The following is a 19,617-nucleotide window of genomic DNA, read 5'->3' as shown; positions in this document are numbered from 1 at the left end:
CGAATGGAACCCTTATCTCTCGGAGGACCAGGATCAGGAGTCACCCATGTCGGATTCGCATACCCTTCGACTTTCCCTGCAGAACATGTCCTGCGCCTCTTGCGTCGGGCGGGTGGAGCGTGGGCTTTCCGGCCTGCCGGGCGTCAGCGACGTTCGAGTCAACCTCGCCAGCGAAACCGCTCAGGCGCAGATCGACGCGCCAGAGCGCATTTCGAACATCGTCGAAAAGCTGGAAGAGATTGGCTATCCGGCCCGTAAGCAGAGCACTCGCCTGAACGTAGCCTCCATGTCCTGCGCGTCCTGCGTCGGTCGGGTGGACAAGGCTTTGGCGGCGATGCCAGGCGTGCTGGCCGTGAACGTCAATCTGGCCTCGGAAACTGCGACGGTAACGTATCTCGAAGGCGCGGTTGCGGTTGCAGACCTGCTGAAGGCGGCGGGTGACGCAGGCTATCCCGCGACCTTGCCGCAGGACAGAGAGGCGGAAGACACGAGTGTCCGGAAGGATGAAGAGGCGCGGATGCTGGCCCGCAGGACCGCCCTGGCGGCGGCCCTCACCCTGCCGGTGTTTCTGCTGGAAATGGGCGCGCATCTGATCCCCGGCATGCATGGTCTGATCGGCGACACGATCGGCCATCGAGCAAGCTGGCTGATCCAGTTCGTCCTGACCACGGTGGTTCTGCTCTGGCCGGGGCGCAGCTTCTACACGCGCGGGTTTCCAGCCCTGCTCAAGCGTGCGCCGGACATGAACAGCCTTGTCGCGGTCGGCACTTCTGCCGCCTATCTCTATTCTCTCGTGGCGCTATTCGCGCCCGCGCTGCTGCCCGAACGGTCGCGTGCCGTCTATTTCGAGGCGGCGGCGGTCATCATCGTGCTAATCCTGCTGGGCCGGTGGCTGGAGGCGCGCGCCAAGGGCCGCACCGGCGCAGCGATCCAGAAGCTGCTGGGCCTTCAGGCCAAGACCGCCCGCGTGCTGGTGGACGGAGAGCCTGAGGACGTGGCCATCGAGCGCATCGCCGCGGGCGACATCCTGCTCGTGCGCCCCGGAGAGCGGATTGCCGTGGACGGTGAAGTGACCGTAGGCAGCGCCCGCGTCGATGAGAGCATGATCACCGGCGAGCCGGTGCCTGTCGCCAAGTTGGTGGGCGATCCCGTCACCGGCGGGACCGTCAACGGTTCCGGTGCCTTCCAGTTCCGTGCGACACGCGTGGGAGCGGATACGACGCTGGCGCAAATCATCCGCATGGTCGAAGAGGCGCAGAGCGCCAAGCTGCCGATCCAGGGGCTGGTCGACCGGATCACCCTGTTGTTCGTGCCGGCGGTCATGGCGCTGGCGCTGCTTACGGTTATCGTCTGGCTGCTGGTCGGCCCCTCGCCCGCCCTGTCCTATGCCCTCGTTGCGGGTGTATCCGTGCTGATCATCGCATGCCCTTGCGCGATGGGGCTGGCCACGCCGACCTCGATCATGGTCGGCACCGGCCGTGCCGCTGAAATGGGCGTGCTGTTCCGCAAGGGCGATGCGCTGCAACAGCTTTCGACAGTGGATGTGGTGGCGCTGGACAAGACCGGCACGGTGACCGAAGGGCGCCCCGAACTGACCGATCTGGTGCTGGCCGACGGCTTTGAACGGGCCGAGGTGCTGGCCCTGGTCGCGGCGGTCGAGGCGCAGTCGGAACACCCTATCGCCGAGGCCATTCTGCGGGCGGCGGAAGCCGAGACGGTCACTCGACACGACGCGCGGAACTTCACCTCCATCACGGGCCACGGTGTCCGGGCCGAGGTCGCAGGCCGCGACGTGCTGGTGGGGGCCGACCGTCTGATGACGCGCGAAGGGGTGGACATCGGCGCGTTGGCCGACGCCGAGCGCCGCCTGGCTGAACAGGGCCGCACCGCGCTTTATGCCGCCATCGACGGGCGGGTGGCCGCCGTCATCGCCGTGGCCGATCCGGTAAAGCCGTCCAGCGCGGCGGCCATCCGGGCGTTGCACGATCTGGGCCTGAAGGTCGCCATGATCACCGGCGACAAGCGAGAGACGGCAGAGGCCATCGGCCGCGAGACCGGCATCGACCATGTGATCGCGGGCGTGTTGCCCGATGGCAAGGTGGCGGCATTGGACGATCTGCGCGGCCCGAGCCAGCACATCGCCTTTGTCGGCGACGGCATCAACGATGCGCTCGCGCTTGCTCATGCGGACGTGGGCATCAGCATTGGCACCGGCACCGACGTCGCCATCGAATCCGCCGATGTGGTGCTAATGTCGGGCGATTTGCGCGGCGTGGTCAACGCGCTGGAAGTGTCGCGGCGTACGATGCGCAACATCCGCCAGAACCTGTTCTGGGCCTTCGGCTATAACGTGGCCCTCATTCCGGTGGCGGCGGGGCTGCTCTACCCGGTGTCGGGCCTGCTGCTGTCGCCGGTGCTGGCGGCTGGGGCAATGGCGCTCAGCTCGGTCTTCGTACTGACGAACGCGCTGCGCCTGCGCCGCGTCCGCCCGGCGATGCAGGAACAGGCGCAACCCGGCTCTGCCGCCAACCTGTCACCAGTCCCGGCTGAATAAGCTCAAGGAGGAAACTATCATGAACATCGGAGACGTGGCCGACATGTCCGGCCTTCCCGCGAAGACCATTCGCTACTACGAGGACATCGGGCTGGTCGAGCCGCTGCGCAGTGCCAACGGTTATCGCAGCTTTCGGCAGAGCGACGTCCACAAGCTGGCGTTTCTCGGCCGGGCGCGCGCCTTGGGCTTCACCATCGAGGACTGCCGGAGCCTGCTGAAACTCTATGCCGACACCGACCGCGCCAGCGCCGAGGTCAAGCAGATCGCCGAAGAACACCTCGACCGGATCGACCGGAAAATCGCAGAACTGACCGAGATGCGCGCGACGCTGTCGCACCTTGTCGATGCCTGCGCTGGCGATCACAGGCCTGATTGTCCGATTCTCGCAGATCTGGCTATGGAAGAGGATAAGACCCGGACCGCCAGGGCAGCGGATTAAGATATGTCCCGCAGCGGGCAGCGCCACCCATAAGGTGCGACTGGCTGCAGCTTTTTCGGAACATTCCAGCGCGGGAAAGTTGTTCCACCTCTATACTTCACGATTTCGAGAGAGGACAACTTCATGTCATATGGCCGCTTTTTCGCGATGATCGCCACATCTACCGTCGTCATGTTCGGTCTGATGTATCTCAATACCTACCTCTGGACGCATGTGTTCTGGTCGGAAACGCGGGTCTACATGGCTCTCCTGATGGGTGCCACCATGGCGATCATCATGCTGGGCTTCATGCTGTCGATGTATTCCAGCAAGACGGCTAACGCCGCCATCTTCATCGGTGCCGCTGTGGTCTTTGCCGCCTCGCTCTGGCTGGTCCGCAGCCAGGTGACGGTGGGCGACACCAGCTACATGCGGGCAATGATCCCGCACCACTCGATCGCGATCATGACCTCCAGCCGCGCCGATATCTCGGACCCGCGCGTGCGCAAGTTGGCGGATGAGATCATCTATGCGCAGGACAAGGAAATCGCCGAGATGCGTTATCTGGTGAACGATATCGACGCCAATGGTGACAGTCCGGCACAGTCAGAAAGCGGACCGGCGCAGATCGTGAGCCTTGACGAGGCGCTGTCCACGGCGGAGATCACCATTCTCGATCTTGAATTCCTGACCCGGGAGGACATCGCACAACTCTTCCCGGACGGCGCGGCGTGCACGTTCACCTACACCACCACAAGCAGGCCTGCGCTGGCGGTGGGCCGCATCGACGGTGGGAGTGTAGCTCTCGCCAAGATCAGCGGCGATCTGGTGCGGCTGGAGGCTGGCGACGCCGGAAGCACTTGGGGCAAGGAAGGCATGACAGTGGCGTTGAGCGCGCCGAGCGGAACCGGCACATTGGCCGCAAATAGTGGCGAAATGCAGGACGCCGATTTCGTTCTCGAACTTGGGCCCGGTCTGCGTGCAGGGTATCGCGGACATTACGGTTGCGGTGCCTGAACCAGAAACTGGAGGAAACACCATACCGAAAGACGCATCGAAAACAGCCCAACTCTACCGGATGGTCATGCTGGATCACCTTTGCCCTTATGGTCTCAAGTCCAAAGACCTGCTCGAACGGGAAGGGTACGAGGTCGAGGATCACCACCTGACGACACGCGAGGAAACTGATGCTTTCATGGAAAATCACGGGGTCGAGACCACGCCGCAGACCTGGATCGGCGACAAGCGCATCGGCGGCTATGACGATCTGCGGGTCCATTTCGGCCTTGACGCACCGGAAAGCGAACGCTCGGATACCTCCTATCAACCGGTGATCGCGATCTTTGCCGTCGCGTTTTTGATGGCGCTCGGCTTGTCATGGTACAGCTTTGGAACCATCCTCAGCCTGCGCGCGCTGGAATGGTTCATCTCGATCTCGATGTGCTTGCTTGCAGTGCAGAAACTTCAGGATGTCGAAAGCTTTTCGACCATGTTCCTAAATTACGACCTGCTGGCGCACCGCTGGGTGCGCTACGGCTATCTCTATCCCTTCGGAGAGGCCTTCGCCGGTATCCTCATGGTCGCAGGGGCGCTCACCTGGCTGTCGGCACCCGTGGCCTTGTTCATCGGCACCGTCGGCGCGGTTTCGGTCTTCAAGGCGGTCTATATCGACAAGCGCGAGCTGAAATGCGCCTGCGTCGGGGGCGACAGCAAGGTGCCGCTCGGTTTTGTCTCGCTCACCGAGAACCTGATGATGATGGTCATGGGTATCTGGATGCCGATCCGGGTCTACCTGATCGGCTGACGGCACCGCGACCTCTACAGAGGCGCGGCGTGGATGACATTGATTGGCGGAGATAATCCCTACACTGCAGCCATCGCACCTAGAGCTGGTTCGAGATTCGTCACCCGATCGTCGCGAGAAAGGGAAACGTCCCCAGCAGCCAATAGGCAAACCGTGACAATTGCCCGGTCATGATGGCAACTCCCATGATGATCATGGCAACACCCGCGCCCTTGTAGAGCCAGCGACCGGCTTTGCCGATCTGCCTTACCCGCGCGGCGATGGCGTCGGTGAAGAGCGCGGCCAGCAGGAAAGGCACCCCCAGTCCAGCGGAATAGATCGACAGCAGCCAGATGCCGTCCGACATGCCGCCGGAGGTCGAACTGAGCGTCAGGATTGCGCCGAGGATCGGACCGATGCAAGGTGTCCAGCCAAAGGCGAAGGCCAGTCCCAGCACGTAGGCCCCAAACGGGCGACCGCCGGGAATGTCGAGATTGAAACGGGTATCGCGCGAGAACGCATTGAGACGAAAGACACCCAGCATGACCAGTCCGAACAGAATGATGATCGCGCCGCCGAGATAGTTCAGCTCGGTGCGCCATGTCAGCAGCAGGGATCCGAGCGCGCTGGCCCCGGCCCCGAGGGCGACGAAGACCGTCGAAAAGCCCAGGACAAAGCAGGCACTCAACCCGAGCGCCCCGGCGCGCGCCCGCAAGCCGACCGACCGCGTCGTGCGCAAATCTGGTTGCCCTGCGATGTAGGATACGTAGCCCGGCACCAGCGGCAGGACGCAGGGTGACAGGAACGAGATGGCTCCCGCCAGAAACGCCGCGAAGATGCCGATGCCGGAAATATCCATCATACATCACGATCGTTGTTGAAAGGCCGCCAGACCCACCAGAACGCGACCAGCGGTATCACGATCCATTGCAACACAGGTGACAGGCCCGCATCGAGGATCGGAATGATCGGCATCAGGTCCGAATAGGCCCAGGCCGCGCGGATCACGATGTTGAGCCATTCGCTGAACAGCGTGTATCCGAGCCCGAACACCACCGTCAGGACGGTCACAGACCGCCGCGTCGAGGCGACCAGGGGCCAGCCCCGGCCCGACAGCATGAGGGCAAGCATCAGCGCGCTCATGGCGATCAGGATATCGCCACCCGTGCAATGGACGGCTGCGAAGACAATCTCACCCCAAGTGCCCTCGTTCCAGATCGTGTAGAGCGGCATATGCGCGAACTCCCAGATCAAGTTGGCCGGGATGATCACCGCAAAATACCGACGCAGAGCTGTCAGGGAAACTCCGTCTGTCGAGGACAGCCTGACGCCAGTCGCGACGACACTCATTGAAACACACCTGTCAGCCGGTCCCACCAGCTGGGCTCCCGGCGTCGATGCTGGGCGTTGTTGATCAACTCGCTGACATGGAGGATCAGGTTCACGTTCTTGAAGTCCATGCCATGGAATTTTGCGGCGAACCGACCGCCGATATCCACGACATGGGTGACAGCTCCGTGCATCATCATGTCGCTGTCGGCGGTCATCGTGAACTCCAGCCCATACTCCCGCGCCAGAAGGCGCGTCGTGTCTTCAGCCTGATCGGGCTGCTTGGTCAAAATGACCCAGTTGCTTTGATCGAGCCCATGCCGATCCGCGTAATCGCGCAGCACGTCCGGCGTGTCGTTCACCGGATCGGTCGTGATCGAGATGAACTGCACCAGATCCTTCATCGGCCCGTCGTTGATCGAGGCCTGAATGGCCGCGATCTTTTGGGAGTGGAGCGGGCAGACATCCGGGCAGTTGGCGTAGATGAAGTGCAGGATGACCACCTTGTCGCTAAAATCCGACAGGCGCACGGGATTCCCCTCGGAATCCTGCAGCTCGAAACCCGGAGCCTGCGCTGCATCGATGGCCTGGAAGTAGGGCTCCATCTCGAACATGCGCGCATCCAGGTTCTCACCGGGATGATCGGCTAAAGCTGGAGAGGAAATCGTACCCGCAAGTATCGCCAAAGCGGCGCGTCGTGTCAGTGCTGTCAATTCTTGAATCCTTCAAAATTTATGCCTGTCGATCCGTAGACCGACAGGCATTTTCGGCAGTTTAGCCGTCAGAATTTGGCGAAGGCATCATGCCGCCGTCCATGTTCTCGGTCATGGACGCCATCATCTCGGTGCAGGCTTCCATCATGGGCTTCATTTCGGTCATCATCTTCATCATGCCCATCATGTCGCCGTCCATCATGCCGCCTTGCATGGCAGCCTCATTCTGCATCATCTCGCCTGTTTCGGGCGTCGCCTGTTCCTGGGCACTGACGGCAAACGCACTTGCGGTAAGGGCCGTTGCGACGACGAAGGTTTTAAATGCTTTTCTCATGGTTTTCTCCTTGGGTTGGTTGGTCGTGTGGTTATTGAAAGAGCTCAGTCGGGAGACGCCCCCTCCGGCGATTTGGAACAGCCCTTGCCGGACCCGCCCTTCATGCACAGACCGAGACCGCACATCACGGCGCAGGGGGCCAGCGAGACCAGAACAGGCGCGAGCCCGATCGCGGTGAGCCATCCCCAGTTCAGGGCCATGCCGCCCGCAATCACGGTGGCCGCGCCGACGATAAGCAATCGCCTGCGCGTCAACCACGGAGGCCTGTTGCCAGCACTGGAAATGCCTGAAGTGGTTGCGTCGCTGGATGGTATTATGTCGGTCATCAGAAAAATCCTTTCGATGTTAGTGAGATAGTCATTCCAGCAACTGGAGGGTCAAGGGTGAGGGAACGTCTTCTGGGGCACTCATTCGATAAATCCGCGCAGAAAGGACACCATTTCGGGGTCGTCCCACTCGGCTGGTCCGACCAGTCGCCCGAGCTCCCGCCCCTGCGCGTCGATCAGGATTGTCGTCGGCAGGCCAACGGTGCGCAGCGCGGTCATCGAGAGCATGGTCTGATCGACATACATATTGAGGTTGGTGACACCGATTTCGTCGTAGAAGCGCCGAACCACTTGTGATCCGACCCGGTCGATGGACAGGGCGACCACTTCGAAGTCGTCGCCGCCAAGTTCCGCCTGAAGCGCATCCAGCGTCGGCATCTCTTCGCGGCAGGGGACGCACCAGGTTGCCCAGACGTTCACGAGGATCACCTTGCCGCGAAAGTCTTCCATGTCTCCGCGGCTGCCGTCTACTTTCTCGTAGCGCACATTGGCGACAGGCTGCGGGGTGTCATGCAGTGCAAACCCTTGCGGTGTCGCGAAAGCCGCGCCGACGGACAGTGCCCAGGCGATCAGCGCCGGTTTCAGATTCTTCATGGCGTTTTCTCCTTGGCGGATTGGGTTTTGTGGTCACGGACGATCGGCAGCAGCGTATCCTGCAGGATCGCTCGCGTGATCGGACCGACATGGCGGTAGGCGATGGTGCCATCGGCGATGACGTAGGTTTCGGGCACGCCATAGACGCCCCATTCGATACCGGCGCGTCCGTTGATGTCGGCCCCGATGCGCGCATAGGGATCACCCAACTCGTCGAGCCAGGCGCGCGCCTGATCGGGCGGGTCCTTGTAGTTGATTCCGTAGAGCGGCACCTCACCGGTTGCGCTCAACTCCATGCACAGCGGATGTTCGGCACGGCAGGGCACACACCACGAGGCAAAGACGTTCACCAGCGAGACATGGCCGATCAGGTCCTGTGTCGAAAGACCTTCCTCGCGGCCGAGCACCGGGGGCAGCGCGAAGTCGGGCACGGGGTTACCGAGAAGTGCCGACGGCAAGTCGTCGCCACCCCTAAAAAGCCCCCAACCGAACAGGACCATGAGGGCAAAAGCTATCAGCGGCACCAGCACGAACCCGGAGATTCTGCGTCGCGACACAGGGTCGGCATTTCTCTCGACCTCTTCCGTCATGGCTGCGCCTGCTCATCGGCAAGGGATCGGCTTTCCTGCGACGCACGGATCCGGTCGGGCCATGTGCTCTTGATGTAGTCGATGATCGCCGTGATCTCATCGTCTGTCAGCACATCCTCATATCCGGGCATGTCGCTTTCGTACCCGTTCCCGACAATCATTGCCGGTCCGCGTTTCACGATGTCGAACAATACGCGGTCGGGGTGATGCCAGGTATGGCCGGAGGAGTCGTGCGGCGGGGCAGGCAACCTTCCGTTCGGCAATCTGGAGCGCCAATCTAGCTGCCCCTCCAGGTTCGCCCCATGGCAACTGGCGCAATTCTCTTGATAGAGGCGCTCACCCATGCGCACGTCGCTCTGCGCCGCAACCGGCAAAACCGTTGTGGCGAGCAGGACAGCGGAGAGCCTAATCGTGTTTCTCACTAAGTTTCCGCTTTCTTATTGCGAGCAACCTACAGAGGACGATGAGTGCCGCGAGCAACTACAGGACAAGCAGGACGCAAAGCGCCCAGACCAAGCCCATCGACAACAGGCTGTCGCCGCTGCTGGCACCTTCAGTCCGCATTTCGGCGCATTTCTATTTTTTGCTGTCCGAACGAATGTATTTGACCAATGCGATCGCCGCGAGCACCAGCACCCCCACGATCAGCAACCAGACGAAGCCCATCGCGATCATCATGCCGCCACCCATCATTCCACCGTCCATCATCATGCACTTCATCCTTTGTCTTTCTCTGAAGCGGGTCCAACGCGGGATTGCGCCAGACCGCGCAATTGATCATTCGACCGCATAGACGGTCGGGTTCGCCCCTTCCTCAACGGTGTAGATCGTGAACGGCTCCTGCTTTGCTCCGCCCATACCCGGCGAGCCCATCGGCATGCCGGGGAGTGTCACACCGGCAATTTCCGGGCGCTCTTCGAGCAAGCGGTTGACGACATCGATCGGCACGTGACCGCTGACAACGTAATCGTCCAGAAAGGCTGTATGGCAGCCCTGAAAGTCGTCCGGGATACCTGCGTCGCGGCTGATCTGCGCGAGATCGTGGGTCGGCTTCACCTCCACCGTAAAACCGTTCTCGCGCAGATAGTCCGCGTAGCTTTCACAGCATCCGCATTGCGGGTTTTTGTAGAGCGTGACCTCCTGCGCTGCGACAGGTGCGGCATTCAGGCTCATTGCAAGGATGGCAGCGGCACCTGCTGTGCCGAGGCTGGCAAATCCAAGTTTCTTGTTCATCGGTTCATTCCTTTTCGTGGTCATTGGTTTGTGAGGTTTCAGGTTTTGGTCGTGTCAGGATCGACACGGATGACGCCCATCATGCCCGCCGCCTGGTGTTCCAGAATGTGACAGTGGAACATCCAGTCGCCTGGGTTGTCCGCGACGAACGCGATTTCGACCCGTTCTTCGGGGGCCATTAGGACGGTGTCCTGCCATTCGCGATGCCGTGTCGGTTGCCCGTTGCGCGCGATCACACGGAACGAATGTCCATGGAAATGGATCGGATGGTGCCAAGCCGTGCGATTATCCATCTCGAACACATGCGATGTGCCGAGCGGCAGGACCAGCAAGGGGTCCATCATGTGACCCGTCGCGGCTTCGCCGTTGATGAACCACATGTTTCCTTCGCGCATCTGGCCCATCATTGACCCCATGCCGCCGCCCATCATCATCTGCCCCATCATTCCGCCGTTGAAGACGATCTGACGTCGCGCGGCCGACGCCATGTCCGGTTCCGCCAGCGGGTTGGGCGGCAGGTCCATCGGCCAATCCGGTACACTGTCCCGCAACTTGTCCGGCCCGTAGGCGAGATCGACCAGACGGTATTCGAGTCCCTCGTAGAAGGTATCAATGACGGTCACGATATCTCCGGGCTTGCCGGTCAGGTCGACCACCAGATCGACGCGCATGGCCGGGCCGATCACTACGACCCCGCTGTCAGGGGCATGCGGCGTGACGGGTTGACCGTCCAGAGCGACCACAACTGGCGCAAGGTCCCCGAAATCCAGCCCGAATATCCGCGCGTTCGCCGCATTGACCAGCCGCAAGCGGATGCGCTCATCGGATCGCACCGCGATGCGTTCGGGTATCTGGCCGTTGATGGTCACGGAATTGCCGATACGACCGCCGTGCATCGCGTCGTGGCGGCTTCCGAAGTCACCCGCAATCTGTCCGTCCCGGGTCATGCGCCAGTCGTCCAGCATCCAGGTCAGGTCACGATCCACGCGGATCGGGTCCGCCTCCTCGACGATCAGCGGTCCGTAGAGTCCACGTCCGACCTGTTCCGAACTGCGCTGGTGCGGATGGTACCAGAACGTGCCCGCATCCAGCGCATCGAATTCGTACAGGAAATCGCCATTGACCGGAATCGGGTCCTGCGTGAGAAACGGGACCCCGTCCATCGCATTGGGCGTGCGGATGCCATGCCAGTGGATTGTGGTTCCTTCATCCAACCCATTCTGGGCCAGAACCCGGATTCGGTCGCCCTGGCGTACTCGGATTTTAGGGCCGGGGACGGATCCATTATAGCTCCAGACATTAATCGGGCCGTATGGTGACGGGCGCAGGGCGGCCTGTCCGGATGCCGCGCGTAGGACGAATGGGTCCCCAGTTGGATCGGCCATCGCCATTTGTGCAGGTGACAGAGCGGATAGGGCTGTGAATGCGGCACCTGTGCGAAGCACGTGCCTTCGTGAAATCGGTCTGTGGAGGATCATCGCAACTGCCTTGATCTGAAAAGGTCGCACTCAGCCAGCCTCGGCCAAGGCAACAATCAGGCCTCGCAGCAGGCGAGGCCGGTTTCAGGTTCCGAGAGGCAGTTTGGGAGGGAATGGATCAAGCGACGGATTCGCGCCGAGTGGGATCAAAGGTTCGGCACCCCGGACGGCAGTACCAAACGGCATCGCGAGCCGCGCTGACGGCATCTTGGCAAGGAGGCCAGCCGTACCGCTGGAGCCGCAGGGAACAGGACACCCACCTTCACAGGCAGTACCGTCAGCAAATCCGGCGGGATAGCAACCATTGCAGAGGCCATCGGCGCTTTCGGCGGTTTCCATCTGCGCCATCGCCGTGTCCGACATATTGGCCGACGACACATCCGGCGCAGTCACGGCACCGAAGGTCAGCATGAGAATCAAAACAAGGCGAAAAACGCGGAACATGAACAATTCTTAGAACCTTCCAGTAAGGGGAGGTCAAGCGATATTCTGTAACTTGGACGTGATGCCCCTGTAGCCTCACGATCTTGAGGCGGATCTCATTTCACTCGAATCGCACATCGGCACACAGTACCCGGTTAACGTCGCTACGTAGTAGGGCCGGATCCGCCAGAAGCATTATTCCATATTCAATTCAGTTAGTCCTTTTCTTGCAGAATCGTTGGCTACCCGTCACGCGCCCACGCAATTGCGGACTCGGTATCGCTGGATTCGAACCACTGCATCTCGGAGCCCGTCAGTAGGTTGACCACCCGTGCGCCCCATTTCATCCATCTGCGTTCTCCGACAACCGCTATGCGACGGAAATCGTTCACGTGGGCGGTGTCGATCTTCAGATCTTCCAGGATCGCCGAAGGCTCTTCGTAGCCCTCGAAACTTGTAAGGTCGAGAACCAGACCCGGATTATCGGTTGTTCCAAGACGTTCATGAAGCAGCGCGTGCATTTTCTTGAAGTCTGCCTCTGTCAACTTGCCTTCGCAGACGAGCCCGATGACATCATCATGCTCGGTCAGCGTTTCCTTGAACATTGGTCTTCTCCTTTTCACTTGCGTTGCCGTGACCGTAGAGATCGGCGTTCTGATGAGCGCGATCCTCATGCTCAAATTCGAGACTGGAATGGCTGATGCCGAACTCTTCCTTCAGCCGCTTCTTGATCGCGCTCTTGATCTCTTCGATCTTCGACCAGCCCTCGGCTGCCACGACGACATGGCAGTCGAGCGCAGCCTCGTGCTCTTGCATTTGCCAGAGATGGACGTAGTGGACGTCGGCGACGCCTTCGACTTTCCGCATCGCTTCGACGACGGCCTCGTTGTCGATGTCCGGCGGGCTCCCGAGCATCAGGGTTCGGATTGGGCCGCCTATTTCAGTGAAAGACAGATACAGGATGTAGATCGCGATGCCGATGGTGATGGCAGGATCGACCCAACGCATGTCGTAAAGGATGATCAGCGACCCACCGACGATAACCGCGACCGAAGCAAGCGCGTCCGACAGGTTATGCAGGAAAAGCGCGCGGATGTTCACGCTGCCCTTCTGCATCGAATAGGTCAGCATTGCGGTCAGCGTGTCGACCACAAGCGCAATTCCACCGAGAATGACGACGGTCCACCCCATGACTTCGGGTGGATCAATCATGCGCATGCCACCTTCGTAGATCAGATAGAAGCCGATCACGATGAGGGTGGTGTAGTTGATCAGGGCCGCCACGATCTCGACCCGGCCATAGCCGAAGGTCATGCGTTCATCGGCCGGGCGGCGCGCGATCTTGCGTGCGGCGAAGGCAATGACAAGCGAGGCCATATCGGAAAAGTTGTGCAGCGCATCGGCGATCAGTGCCAGACTGCCCGAGAATATGCCCCCGACGACTTGCGCAACGGTAAGTAGCCCGTTTGCCCAGATGGCGATGGCAACCCGCCGGTCCCCAGAATTCGGATCGATAGGCGCGTGCCCGTGGTCATGTGGCATTGGCAGGCTCCGCGTGCGCGTGTGTCGCGCGTCGGTCAGTCTTCAGGCGACCGCTGCGAAAACCACGTACGCGCACATTCATCCAGTGGCGGATGATATGACGGTAAAGGGCACCACGCAGCCATCCAAAGGATTGCTCATGGGACAAATAGAAGGCGTCCGGCGTATCAAACACGCCGAAATCTTGCACGATGCCGGATTTCTGAATGTAGGTATCTTCTCCGTTCCAGGTGACGGGAGGCGCGCCAAGGCAATCCGTGCCCGCGCCATAACCGCAGAGACTGTCCGTGTCCGAGAAAGACGTTTGCAGGACTGTCAGGAAAGCGTCATCCAGGATGAAGCCTTCGAGGTTGAACCAAGCACCTTGATATTCGATCTCAACCCATGAGTGGAGAATTTCTTGCGGAGCAAGCGGATACACCAACTCTGGGACAACACCGCGCTGCAAGCCTTTGTGGATCGTAAACCCATGCAACCGGCAACGAATGCCAACACCACGCAGCAACGCCATCAAGAGCGTCCCTTTGGTATTGCACTGCCCGCACCCGTCGGAAAGCACCTCGGAGGCGGGGATGTCGTCAGCTCGATTGTATCCGAACGCGATTTCATTCCGAACGAAATCATAGGCAGCTCCGATCCGATCGTATTCGGATAAGCCGCGCCAGCCGCGGGTCTCAATTAGATGCGCAAGAGGCGCGGCATCAAAATCCAGTAATTTGGTGGGTGCAAGTAGGGGGTCGGTCATCTGCAACGGAGTCGCTCCTCGAATCGTCTTGGAACAAGCCTAATTGCTATAGTCACTATAGCTTCAACCCTTTCTTTCAGAAAGAATCTCCCGCAACTATTTGCCCGTATGAACTGCTTTGTGGTGTTCGCCGTGTGCGTCGCGCAGAATGTCGATACCTCCCCAGGCCGCGATCCCGGCGACAATCACGCCGACGACGAGGTCCGGCCAGTTGGTTCCCAGCCAGGCGACGAGGCCGCCAGCCAAGACGATTCCGAGGTTCGCGGCGAAATCGTTGTAACTGAAGGTGTTGGCCGCGCGGATGTTGACGTCCGGATCTTTGAGCTTAGCGAGCAGCCAGACGCAGACTGCGTTGATCGCCGCCGCAAACAGGGCCATGGCGATCATGATCGTCCCGAGCGGATCTGACCCGCCGATGTAGCGGCGCCATGCATCGTAGAGGATACCAGCGGCGAAAAGGATCAGCAGCCCGCCGGAAACGTTCGCCGCCCCGCGTTTCCATTTGTCGGATCGGGACAAAGCGAAAAGGCTGATCGCGTAGACGAAGCTGTCGGAGAGGTTATCGAGCCCGTTGGCGATCAGGGCACTTGAGTCGCCGAAGGCGCCTGTTGCGAAAAAGGCCACGGCCAAACAGATATTGAGCGCCAGAACGATCCAAAGCGTCCGTCTCTCCATTGAATTTTGTCTAGCAGCCATTTTGTGGTTCCAGCCTGTGTTGTACGACACATTAACTTCTGCGGCTGATCTGCGTTCCAGCCGGAATGTCGGCTGAATTCCTTCAGGCCCCGATTTCCTCGTGCTCGGTCAGGCATTCCGAATGGTCCCGCAACACCTCAAGCACCTTGCAGTCTCCCGTCCGCCCGCCGCTGCATTCGTGAACCATGCGTTTCAGTTCGGTGCGCAGCGCCTTCAGGCGCGCCATGCGCTGCTCCACCTGTTTGAGCTGGCGACGCGCGATGGCATCGGCCTCGTGGCAGGGCCGGTTGGGATGGTCGCTGAGGTCGAGCAGCTCGCGGATCGCATCGAGCGAGAAACCGAGTTGTCGCGAGTGGCGGATGAAGGACAGTCGATCGAGCTGTGCATTGTCGTAGCGCCTCTGTCCGCCTTCGGTTCTGCCAGGTTCGGGCATGAGTCCGATCTGTTCGTAGTACCGGATGGTCTGCACTTTTGTGCCAGTCTTCTTTGACAGAGTACCGATCGTGAGCATTTTAGCCTCCATGAAGAAGATACAGTCTGTGTAGGTTTTGCCGTCGGAATAAACAAGTGTCGGATTCACAGGCGCGTGAGTTCAAGCTATACCATGATTTCGTGCTTGAACCTCTAGCGGCTAGAGGATGTATCCGCACATGCAATAAGAATCAAAAACAGGCGAACAGGATTGTCCCTTACATCGGCACAGAAGTTTCTTTGGGTTTTGGCAGGCGTGGCAGCGCTTGCCTTCGTATGGCTTTTGCTCTGGTCCGACTATCGTGCCGACCGCGCCCGAACCGACGCCGAACCGCCTTTTTTCGCTGAGTTCGAACTAACGGACCACCAGGGTATGGTTCGAACCGAGGAGGACTTTGCGGGGCGCTGGATGTTGGTATTTTTCGGCTTCACCAACTGTCCCGACGTCTGCCCGACGACCCTGTCAGAGGTCGCGGCGGTGATGGACGGTCTGGGCGACGATGCCGCCAAGGTCCAGCCGATTTTCATAACAATCGACCCCGAACGGGACACGCCCGCCGCACTCGCCGAATACGTCCCGCTGTTCGATGCGGGCATCATCGGGCTGACGGGCACGCCGGAACAGATCGCCGCCACATCCGAGACGTTTCCGATCTTCTTTGAACGCGTCGAAGAGGCCGCAGCGCCGGATGGGTACACCATGGGCCACACGTCGCATCTGTTCCTCTTCGATCCCGACGCGGGCTTTGCCGACTCCTGGCCCTACGGCACCCCGGCCGAAGAGATTCTCGCCGATCTGGAAGAGAGGATCTGATCGACATGAACCGCATATCCGGAGAAACAGCCCTCGGGCTGGCGTGGATCATCGCGCTCGTCGCCTCGCTTGCCGTGCTTTTCATCGGCGAGGTGCTGGGGCAGACGCCCTGTGTGCTGTGCTGGTTCCAGCGCGCCTTCATGTTCCCCTTGGCCATTGTCCTCGGGCTCGGCCTTTGGTGGCGGGACGGCCGCGTGGGGCGCTACGGCATCGCATTGGCGCTTGGCGGCGGCGCAATCGCCCTCTGGCACATGGGGCTGTACGTCGGTCTTGTTCCCGAACGCATCCAGCCCTGCTCGGCCACCGGCCCCTCTTGCACCGATGACAACCAACTGGTCTTCGGCATCCCGATCCCGCTGATGGCGCTCGCCGCCTTCGCGCTGATCGGGGCCCTGTCGGCCCTTTCATTGAAGGATACACGAACATGAACCGACGCGGCCTGATCCTGTCCGTTCTCGCCCTCGGCGTCGCCGGTTTCGGCGGAGCCACCTGGTTTGCAACCCGCCCCGGCCCGGTGGCCGAAGCGGAGCCTGTTGCGCCGGAACTCGCGGACGCGATGATCCGCCCCTACTCGCCCATCCTCGGGCCTGCGGAAGCGCCCGTCACGATCGTCGAATTCTTCGATCCGGCCTGCGAGGCCTGTCGCGCCTTTCATCCCATCGTGAAGGACATCATGGCCGAGCATGGGGATGCTGTCCGCGTCGTGATCCGCTACACGCCCTTCCACGGCGCGGCATCCGAGGAAGCGATCCGCGTGCTCGAGGCGGCGCGCATGCAGGACATTTACGAGCCGGTGCTTGAGGCCGTTCTGCGGGAGCAGCCGAGATGGGCGTCGCACGGTGCCCCGGAACCCGGCCTGATCCTTCAGATCGCCGCCACGGCCGGGCTCGATGCAGACGCCGCGCGCACGCAAATGCTGGCACCGGATGTCGTAGCAATTCTGAACCAGGATCGTGCCGACGTCGAGACCGTGGGAATTCGCCAGACGCCCACATTCTTCGTGAACGGCACGCCGCTCGATCCATTCGGAGAGGCAGAATTGCGTCGCCTAGTGGCCGCCGAAGTCGCTGCCGCGCAAAGCTGAATCGAAAGGGCAGGATCAAAACGATGAAAAAGTATATTTTGACCAGCACACTGGCGGCGCTTTTGACCCTTGGAGGGCTCTGGGTGCCCGCGCTGGCCGGACCCGAGGATGTTGTCGTCGAGAACGCGTGGTCCCGCGCCTCCATCGGGATGAACCGTCCCGGGGCCGCCTACATGACGATCCGCAACACTGGCGACGAGCCGGTGACGCTGATCGGTCTTACAACACCGCTTGCGATGATGCCCGAAATTCACGAGACGAAGACAAATGCCGAAGGTGTGAGTTCCATGAGCCCGGCGGGGGAGATCGCGATCGCCCCGGGCGAGAGCGTCGCGCTCGAACCGGGGGGCCTGCATGCAATGCTGATGCGGCTGCAAGAACCGATGACGGAAGGGGACACCTCTCCGCTGACCCTGCTCTTCGATGGCGGAGGCGAAGTGACGGTCGAGGTGCCGATCCTCGGCATCGCCGCGCGCGGGCCGCAGGACTGATGCGGCGACGGGCGATCCTGGGGTATGGTGCGGCTGGTGTCGGGGCGGTCGCCCTGATGCTCTTCGTCGGTTGGTGGCAGGTCGATGGACCCGGTGGACCCGAACCTGTCGGGCAGCGGCCTGTGGCCCTGACCGAGATGGATTTTCGTCTGACGGATCATGAGGGCAACGCGGTCGGGCGGGAAACCCTGATCGGGCGACCGACGATGGCGTTCTTCGGCTTCACCTACTGTCCCGATGTCTGCCCGACCACGCTCTCGGACATTTCGGGATGGCTCGACGATCTGGGAGACGAGGCCGACAAGATGAACGTGGTTTTCATCACGGTCGATCCTGAGCGCGATACCGTCGCGGCGATGGCCGAATATGTCAGCTACTTTCATCCGGCGATCCGCGGCTGGACGGGGCCGGAGGAGCAGATAGCGCGCGTCGCGGACGGCTTCCGCGCCACCTACGAGCAAGTACCGACGGAGAGCGGCGATTACACGATGAACCACACCGCGAGCGTCTTCCTGTTCGCAGCCTCTGGGCGGTTCGTCACCATGATCGACTATCACGAAGCCAGAGAATACGCGGTGCCGAAAATTCGCCGCGCGCTGGCAGAAGAAATGGAGGGGGCGACATGAGGCTCAGAACTTTGGCGGCTTGTGTCGCAATTGCGGGGACGGTTTCGGGAGCGGCTATCGCCATCTCTGATTTCATGTCGAAAGAACCCGTGCCGCCGGAACTTGCCCAGGCAGGTAGCTGGATGCCCCAAGGTCCTGAAGCCCCTAGAAACGTTGACATCCTCGTGACGCTGCCCGCGACGGCATGGGCAGAGGATGCACCCGACCGCGGCCCCCTGCCCCTTCTGCAGGTCGCGTTTTCCGACAGGCCGGTAAGGGCGATCGAGCCACCGCTGTCGACGTGGTCGCGCGACATTGCACTTGGCGAGACGCTCGATTTCTTGCTGTCCGAAGCCGGTCTTGCGGCACCTGAAAGAGCCGAAGTTGCCCTCGCGCTTGGCGCGGAATACGATCTGCGACGGCTGCGGCCGGGGCATTCGGTCACTGTTGTCTCGACCATGGACGGCAGCCCCCGCACCGTCTCGCTCGCCGTCGAGGACGGGGTTCGGATCGAGGTGCTTTTCGGCGAGCAGTTGTCCACCCAGGTCTTAGCTCCAGACCCGGAGATCGTAACCCTTGCCGGCGAAGCCGTGATCGACAGTTCGATCTTCGCGGCACTCGACGAAGCCGGCATACCCGCCCGTTTTTCCGTGGACCTTGCGCAGATGCTGGGTGGGACCGTGGATTTCCGCCGCGAGTTGGCCGGTGGCGAGACACTAAGGCTTCTCTGGCGTGAGGCGCGTGTGGGCGAGGACAGGATCGGACAACCCGATCTTGCCTTTGCCGCATTGGAGATCGGCGGTTCGCTTTACGAGATCGTATGGCCGGACGACGGCAGCGGTCAGGCGACGATCTACGTCGATGGCGAGGTGCTGCGCGTCTTCGCACAGCCGGTCGAGGGTGCGCGCCTCAGCTCGGTGTTCGGACGCCGCACGCATCCGGTCTTTGGCAACGTCCGGATGCACACCGGCGTCGATTTCGCAGCGGCACGTGGGACACAAGTTCAATCGACGGCACCGGGGCGGGTTAGCTTCATCGGCTGGCGCGGTGGCTATGGTCGCGTGGTCGAAATCTCGCACGGCTCCGACACCATGACGCGCTACGCGCATCTGAGCGCCGTGCCGGAAGACCTGGCACAAGGCCAACGCGTTGCGGCGGGAGATGTGATCGGCCGCGTCGGCGCGACCGGCACGGCGACAGGTCCGAACCTGCACTACGAAGTCCTCGTGGATGGGCGCCCGACTGACCCGCTCTCTGACGACCGGCTCGCCGAAGCAGCCGAGAGCGAAGCGGATGATACGGCCGCGCTCTCGCGTCTGGCCGAGGCGCGCGCGCTTCTGAATCAAAACCTCGGCAGCGAGATTGCCGAAACGACAACCGAAAGGCTCTGACCC

The 19,617-nt window shown here is 61.3% G+C and carries 27 protein-coding genes; 10 read left to right on the top strand and 17 right to left on the bottom strand.

The genetic code is table 11. The features are described from left to right. Positions 1-46: 46 nt before the first annotated feature. The 4 genes from GTH22_RS21325 to GTH22_RS21310 all read left to right on the top strand — a co-directional run bounded on the left by GTH22_RS21325 (position 47) and on the right by GTH22_RS21310 (position 4,776). Positions 47-2,554: a heavy metal translocating P-type ATPase gene (locus GTH22_RS21325; RefSeq protein WP_252947745.1), complete on the top strand. Its 2,508-nt coding sequence runs from the start codon at positions 47-49 to the stop codon at positions 2,552-2,554. 19 nt (positions 2,555-2,573) lie between these two features. Then, entirely contained in the window at positions 2,574-2,993 is a 420-nt protein-coding gene (cueR, locus tag GTH22_RS21320) for a Cu(I)-responsive transcriptional regulator (RefSeq protein WP_009503818.1), read from the top strand. Between the two features lie 123 nt (positions 2,994-3,116). After that, entirely contained in the window at positions 3,117-3,989 is an 873-nt protein-coding gene (locus GTH22_RS21315; RefSeq protein ID WP_252947744.1) for a DUF305 domain-containing protein, read from the top strand. A 61-nt stretch (positions 3,990-4,050) separates the two neighbouring features. Further along, a complete protein-coding gene (locus tag GTH22_RS21310) occupies positions 4,051-4,776 on the top strand; it encodes a MauE/DoxX family redox-associated membrane protein (protein WP_009503820.1) in 726 nt (241 codons plus the stop codon). A 100-nt stretch (positions 4,777-4,876) separates the two neighbouring features. Here the strand turns inward: GTH22_RS21310 and GTH22_RS21305 are convergent, their stop codons facing one another. The 17 genes from GTH22_RS21305 to GTH22_RS21230 form a co-directional block, all read right to left on the bottom strand. After that, a complete protein-coding gene (locus tag GTH22_RS21305; RefSeq protein WP_009503821.1) occupies positions 4,877-5,617 on the bottom strand; it encodes a cytochrome c biogenesis CcdA family protein in 741 nt (246 codons plus the stop codon). Continuing rightward, positions 5,614-6,105 carry a hypothetical protein gene (locus tag GTH22_RS21300; protein WP_009503822.1) on the bottom strand — a complete coding sequence of 164 codons (492 nt, stop codon included), beginning with the start codon at positions 6,103-6,105 and terminating at the stop codon, positions 5,614-5,616. Before GTH22_RS21300 ends, GTH22_RS21305 begins: the two co-directional genes overlap by 4 nt. After that, on the bottom strand, positions 6,102-6,797 hold the full coding sequence (locus tag GTH22_RS21295) for an SCO family protein (protein ID WP_252947743.1): 696 nt from the start codon (positions 6,795-6,797) through the stop codon (positions 6,102-6,104). Before GTH22_RS21295 ends, GTH22_RS21300 begins: the two co-directional genes overlap by 4 nt. 61 nt (positions 6,798-6,858) lie before the next feature. Further along, on the bottom strand, positions 6,859-7,131 hold the full coding sequence (locus GTH22_RS21290; RefSeq protein WP_252947742.1) for a hypothetical protein: 273 nt from the start codon (positions 7,129-7,131) through the stop codon (positions 6,859-6,861). 44 nt (positions 7,132-7,175) lie between these two features. Then, positions 7,176-7,457, bottom strand: coding sequence for a hypothetical protein (locus GTH22_RS21285; RefSeq protein ID WP_252947741.1), 282 nt, complete (start codon positions 7,455-7,457; stop codon positions 7,176-7,178). 81 nt (positions 7,458-7,538) lie between these two features. Next, the gene (locus GTH22_RS21280) at positions 7,539-8,051 is read right to left on the bottom strand and encodes a TlpA disulfide reductase family protein (RefSeq protein WP_252947740.1); all 513 of its coding nucleotides are present in this window, start codon (positions 8,049-8,051) and stop codon (positions 7,539-7,541) included. After that, positions 8,048-8,641 carry a DsbE family thiol:disulfide interchange protein gene (locus GTH22_RS21275; RefSeq protein ID WP_252947739.1) on the bottom strand — a complete coding sequence of 198 codons (594 nt, stop codon included), beginning with the start codon at positions 8,639-8,641 and terminating at the stop codon, positions 8,048-8,050. The genes GTH22_RS21280 and GTH22_RS21275 overlap by 4 nt, the downstream gene beginning before the upstream one ends. Continuing rightward, positions 8,638-9,033 carry a cytochrome c gene (locus GTH22_RS21270; RefSeq protein WP_252947864.1) on the bottom strand — a complete coding sequence of 132 codons (396 nt, stop codon included), beginning with the start codon at positions 9,031-9,033 and terminating at the stop codon, positions 8,638-8,640. Before GTH22_RS21270 ends, GTH22_RS21275 begins: the two co-directional genes overlap by 4 nt. Before the next feature lie 184 nt (positions 9,034-9,217). Beyond that, complete coding sequence (locus tag GTH22_RS22175) at positions 9,218-9,352, bottom strand: hypothetical protein (protein WP_256471806.1); 135 nt, start codon at positions 9,350-9,352, stop codon at positions 9,218-9,220. 66 nt (positions 9,353-9,418) lie between these two features. Next, complete coding sequence (locus GTH22_RS21265) at positions 9,419-9,874, bottom strand: DUF411 domain-containing protein (protein WP_252947738.1); 456 nt, start codon at positions 9,872-9,874, stop codon at positions 9,419-9,421. Between the two features lie 38 nt (positions 9,875-9,912). Then, complete coding sequence (locus tag GTH22_RS21260) at positions 9,913-11,265, bottom strand: multicopper oxidase family protein (protein WP_252947737.1); 1,353 nt, start codon at positions 11,263-11,265, stop codon at positions 9,913-9,915. A gap of 171 nt (positions 11,266-11,436) precedes the next feature. Beyond that, complete coding sequence (locus GTH22_RS21255) at positions 11,437-11,796, bottom strand: hypothetical protein (RefSeq protein WP_089851992.1); 360 nt, start codon at positions 11,794-11,796, stop codon at positions 11,437-11,439. Positions 11,797-12,017: 221 nt separating this feature from the next. Further along, positions 12,018-12,380 (bottom strand): STAS/SEC14 domain-containing protein, encoded by a 363-nt coding sequence (locus tag GTH22_RS21250; protein WP_164193038.1) that lies wholly within the window; start codon positions 12,378-12,380, stop codon positions 12,018-12,020. After that, positions 12,352-13,317 carry a cation diffusion facilitator family transporter gene (locus GTH22_RS21245; protein ID WP_028095360.1) on the bottom strand — a complete coding sequence of 322 codons (966 nt, stop codon included), beginning with the start codon at positions 13,315-13,317 and terminating at the stop codon, positions 12,352-12,354. The genes GTH22_RS21250 and GTH22_RS21245 overlap by 29 nt, the downstream gene beginning before the upstream one ends. After that, positions 13,307-14,062 (bottom strand): transglutaminase family protein, encoded by a 756-nt coding sequence (locus GTH22_RS21240; protein ID WP_252947863.1) that lies wholly within the window; start codon positions 14,060-14,062, stop codon positions 13,307-13,309. Before GTH22_RS21240 ends, GTH22_RS21245 begins: the two co-directional genes overlap by 11 nt. A 96-nt stretch (positions 14,063-14,158) precedes the next feature. Continuing rightward, positions 14,159-14,737 carry a cation transporter gene (locus GTH22_RS21235; RefSeq protein WP_252947736.1) on the bottom strand — a complete coding sequence of 193 codons (579 nt, stop codon included), beginning with the start codon at positions 14,735-14,737 and terminating at the stop codon, positions 14,159-14,161. Positions 14,738-14,840: 103 nt separating this feature from the next. Then, on the bottom strand, positions 14,841-15,269 hold the full coding sequence (locus tag GTH22_RS21230) for a helix-turn-helix domain-containing protein (protein ID WP_094037598.1): 429 nt from the start codon (positions 15,267-15,269) through the stop codon (positions 14,841-14,843). Between the two features lie 207 nt (positions 15,270-15,476). Here GTH22_RS21230 and GTH22_RS21225 point away from each other — a divergent pair, with 207 nt between their 5' ends. From GTH22_RS21225 to GTH22_RS21200, 6 genes are read left to right on the top strand one after another with little or no spacing between them, the layout of a single operon-like run. After that, a complete protein-coding gene (locus tag GTH22_RS21225) occupies positions 15,477-16,043 on the top strand; it encodes an SCO family protein (RefSeq protein WP_252947735.1) in 567 nt (188 codons plus the stop codon). Between the two features lie 5 nt (positions 16,044-16,048). Beyond that, the gene (locus GTH22_RS21220; protein ID WP_252947734.1) at positions 16,049-16,471 is read left to right on the top strand and encodes a disulfide bond formation protein B; all 423 of its coding nucleotides are present in this window, start codon (positions 16,049-16,051) and stop codon (positions 16,469-16,471) included. Continuing rightward, positions 16,468-17,127: a thioredoxin domain-containing protein gene (locus GTH22_RS21215; protein ID WP_252947733.1), complete on the top strand. Its 660-nt coding sequence runs from the start codon at positions 16,468-16,470 to the stop codon at positions 17,125-17,127. Before GTH22_RS21220 ends, GTH22_RS21215 begins: the two co-directional genes overlap by 4 nt. 23 nt (positions 17,128-17,150) lie before the next feature. Further along, positions 17,151-17,618: a copper chaperone PCu(A)C gene (locus GTH22_RS21210; protein WP_252947732.1), complete on the top strand. Its 468-nt coding sequence runs from the start codon at positions 17,151-17,153 to the stop codon at positions 17,616-17,618. Beyond that, the gene (locus GTH22_RS21205; RefSeq protein ID WP_009815486.1) at positions 17,618-18,244 is read left to right on the top strand and encodes an SCO family protein; all 627 of its coding nucleotides are present in this window, start codon (positions 17,618-17,620) and stop codon (positions 18,242-18,244) included. The genes GTH22_RS21210 and GTH22_RS21205 overlap by 1 nt, the downstream gene beginning before the upstream one ends. After that, entirely contained in the window at positions 18,241-19,614 is a 1,374-nt protein-coding gene (locus GTH22_RS21200; protein WP_252947731.1) for a M23 family metallopeptidase, read from the top strand. The genes GTH22_RS21205 and GTH22_RS21200 overlap by 4 nt, the downstream gene beginning before the upstream one ends. Positions 19,615-19,617: the final 3 nt, after the last annotated feature.

It is taken from the genome of Oceanicola sp. 502str15 (genome assembly GCF_024105635.1).
GTDB lineage: Bacteria > Pseudomonadota > Alphaproteobacteria > Rhodobacterales > Rhodobacteraceae > Vannielia.
The sequence above is the reverse complement of the archived record's forward strand: the minus strand, read 5'-3'. Positions and strand labels throughout refer to the sequence as shown.